Origin of the sequence: Pseudomonas defluvii (assembly GCF_001695625.1) — a bacterium.
Lineage (GTDB): Bacteria > Pseudomonadota > Gammaproteobacteria > Pseudomonadales > Pseudomonadaceae > Aquipseudomonas > Aquipseudomonas defluvii.
Genome location: NZ_MBPN01000230.1, coordinates 1 through 2798 on the forward strand (window position 1 = coordinate 1; position 2798 = coordinate 2798).

General features: G+C 63.0%; 5 protein-coding genes. 2 read left to right on the forward strand and 3 right to left on the reverse strand.

The features are described from left to right. Nucleotides 1-1363: Tn3 family transposase (locus tag EKA13_RS26750; RefSeq protein WP_125862977.1), on the forward strand; the 1363-nt coding region annotated here is incomplete at its 5' end. Between the two features lie 12 nt (nt 1364-1375). Here the strand turns inward: EKA13_RS26750 and EKA13_RS26755 are convergent. From EKA13_RS26755 to EKA13_RS26765, 3 genes are read right to left on the reverse strand one after another with little or no spacing between them, the layout of a single operon-like run. Further along, entirely contained in the window at nt 1376-1588 is a 213-nt protein-coding gene (locus tag EKA13_RS26755; RefSeq protein WP_003089113.1) for a GDCCVxC domain-containing (seleno)protein, read from the reverse strand. A 7-nt stretch (nt 1589-1595) separates the two neighbouring features. Further along, nucleotides 1596-1871: a mercury resistance system periplasmic binding protein MerP gene (gene merP / locus EKA13_RS26760; RefSeq protein WP_003150552.1), complete on the reverse strand. Its 276-nt coding sequence runs from the start codon at nt 1869-1871 to the stop codon at nt 1596-1598. A 12-nt stretch (nt 1872-1883) separates the two neighbouring features. Beyond that, nucleotides 1884-2234: a mercuric transporter MerT family protein gene (locus EKA13_RS26765; RefSeq protein ID WP_003089115.1), complete on the reverse strand. Its 351-nt coding sequence runs from the start codon at nt 2232-2234 to the stop codon at nt 1884-1886. A 74-nt stretch (nt 2235-2308) separates the two neighbouring features. Here EKA13_RS26765 and merR point away from each other — a divergent pair, with 74 nt between their 5' ends. Beyond that, complete coding sequence (merR, locus tag EKA13_RS26770; RefSeq protein ID WP_003089120.1) at nt 2309-2707, forward strand: mercury resistance transcriptional regulator MerR; 399 nt, start codon at nt 2309-2311, stop codon at nt 2705-2707. Nucleotides 2708-2798: the final 91 nt, after the last annotated feature.

Consider the following 2798-nt stretch of genomic DNA (forward strand, 5'->3'; position numbering starts at 1 on the left):
CGAGAACACCGAGGGCAAGACCGAACTGTCGCTCGGGGCGCTGGACAAGCTGGACGAGCCCTGCTCGTTGCTGCAACTGCGGGCGGCCGTGTCTGACCTGATGCCGCGTGTCGATCTGCCGGAAATCCTCTTGGAAATCGCCGCCCGCACTGGCTTTTCCGAGGCCTTCACCCATGTCTCCGAACGCAATGCACGCGCCGACAACCTGGTCACCAGCCTCTGCGCGGTGCTGTTGGGCGGGGCCTGCAACACCGGCCTGGAGCCCTTGATCCGCACCGACAACCCGGCGCTGCGCCGTGACCGGCTGTCCTGGGTCAGCCAGAATTATATCCGCGACGACACCCTGTCAGCGGCTAACGCCATCCTGGTCGGAGCGCAAAGCCAACTGGAACTGGCCCAAGTCTGGGGTGGCGGCGAGGTCGCCTCCGCCGATGGCATGCGCTTCGTCGTACCGGTGCGCACCGTGCATGCCGGCCCCAATCCGAAGTATTTCGGCACCGGCCGGGGTGTCACCTGGTACAACCTGATTTCCGACCAATTCTCCGGCCTCAACGCCATCACCGTGCCCGGCACGCTGCGCGACAGCCTGGTGTTGCTGGCGGTCGTGCTGGAACAGCAGACCGAGTTGCAGCCGACGCAAATCATGACCGACACCGGGGCCTACAGCGATGTGGTGTTCGGGCTCTTCCGCCTACTTGGCTACCACTTCAGTCCGCGGCTGGCCGATGTCGGCGGTACCCGCTTCTGGCGCACGCGCCCGGACGCGGACTACGGCAAGCTCAACGGGCTGGCCCGCCAGTCGGTCAAACTCGACCTGATCGCCGAGCACTGGGACGACCTGCTGCGCCTGGCCGGCTCGCTCAAACTCGGCCGGGTGCCGGCGACTGGCATCATGCGCACGCTGCAAACGGGAGATAGACCCACCCGGCTGGCCCAGGCGCTGGCCGAATTCGGGCGGATCGAAAAGACTCTGCACACGTTGACCTATATCGACGACGAGTCCAAGCGCCGCGCCACCCTGACCCAGTTGAACCGAGGCGAAGGCCGGCACAGCCTGGCCCGCGCCGTGTTCCACGGCAAACGCGGCGAGCTCCGCCAGCGCTACCGCGAAGGCCAGGAAGACCAGCTCGGTGCTCTGGGCCTGGTGGTGAACATCATCGTGCTGTGGAACACCCTCTACATGACGGCGGCCGTGGAACGGCTCAAGCAGCACGGCTATCCAGTGCTGGAAGAGGATTTGGCCCGGCTATCGCCGCTGATCTACGAGCACATCAACATGCTCGGGCGGTATTCCTTTGCGGTACCGGAAGAAGTTGCGCGCGGCGAGCTGCGGCCACTGCGTAATCCAGACGACGACCTGTGATCCCCCTAAACGCTATGAGCAACACCCAAGCTGCTGCTGGATCGGCGGGCACTTCACCGAGCCGAACGAACAGAAAACGCAGCAATCCCCTGGGTTGGGGCGCAGCAGCGCCTTGCAGTTGCTGCACTCGTAATAGAACTGGCAGGCGTCCGTGGGCATGGTTTCCGGCTTGGCGAAGCCGCAGCGCGGGCAAGTCAGCACGGACTCAAGGACAATGGCGCTCATCGTGACCTCACTTCTGCACTGTGGAGGGGTATCCCGCGTTCGCGGTCGCCTCAGTCAGTGCCTCGGGCTGGGCCTTATCGGGATCGTAGGTGACGGTCGCCGTCTTCTGGTCGAAATTGACCTGGACGTCACTCACGCCGGACACCTTCTCCAGCGACTTCTTGACCGTGATCGGACAGAGTCCGCACGTCATGTTCTGCACGTCGAGCGTGACGGTTTTCGGGGGAGCCGCCAGCGCCACGAACGGCAAGGCGAAAAGCACGGCGATCAGCAGTTTGCGCATGGTTAATCTCCTTCAGTAGAACAGCGGGGCGAGCCACGGCACGGCCAATAGGCCGAGCAGCAGCACGCTGACGATCCAGAACACGAGTCGCTGTCGCACGAGCGTGCGCGGATCGGCGCAGGGTGTACCTGGCGTACAAACCTGTGGCACCAGGTAGAGCTTGCGGAATGCCAATCCCAGGAACAGTAGAGTCAACCCGATGAAGAGGGGGCGTAGTGGCTCCATCATGGTCAGAGCGCCCACCCACGTACCGCCGACACCGAGTGCCAACAGCACCAGTGGCCCGACACAGCACACCGACGCACCGATGGCGGTCAGCGAACTCGCGACCAGCGAGCCTTTCCCGGTGAGTTGCATCCCCATTCCCATCTCCTGAGCCTGATTGCCTAGGTGCTATTCTAAACTCCGTACCAAAGTACGGAATCAAGGAGAAAGTGATGGCCACAGAGCTGACCATTGGCAAGCTGGCAGACGCCGCCGGGGTGAACGTCGAGACGATCCGCTACTACCAGCGACGCGGGCTGCTGGATGAACCAGCCAAACCCTTGGGTGGCCATCGGCGCTATCCGGTGGACATGGTGAAGCGACTGCGTTTCATCAAGCGGGCTCAGGCGCTGGGTTTCACGCTCTCGGAAGTCGGTGGACTGCTGACGCTGGATGAGTCGTGCGCCTGTGCCGAAACGCGAGCACGGGCTGCACGCAAGCTCGCGTTGATCGAGCAGAAGATGGCCGACTTGGTCGTCATGCAGCAACTGTTAGGCGAACTGGTGCAGCAATGTGATGCGGGAGACGGCGGAACGATCTGCCCGATCATCGAGGCACTGATCAGAGAGTAATGCCTGGCGGGTGAGCTGGAGATCGGAAAGCCCCTTTACGGTGGGATTCAGAGCTTACGTTGGTTTTTGGTTCCATTGCTCCCCAAACCCC

Excerpts from the sequence above, each read along its gene's own strand:
- merP (WP_003150552.1), bottom strand. The coding sequence starts at position 1,871 with ATGCGCAAACTGCTGATCGCCGTGCTTTTCGCCTTGCCGTTCGTGGCG.
- EKA13_RS26755 (WP_003089113.1), bottom strand. The coding sequence starts at position 1,588 with ATGAGCGCCATTGTCCTTGAGTCCGTGCTGACTTGCCCGCGCTGCGGC.
- EKA13_RS26765 (WP_003089115.1), bottom strand. The coding sequence starts at position 2,234 with ATGGGGATGCAACTCACCGGGAAAGGCTCGCTGGTCGCGAGTTCGCTG.
- merR (WP_003089120.1), top strand. The coding sequence starts at position 2,309 with ATGGCCACAGAGCTGACCATTGGCAAGCTGGCAGACGCCGCCGGGGTG.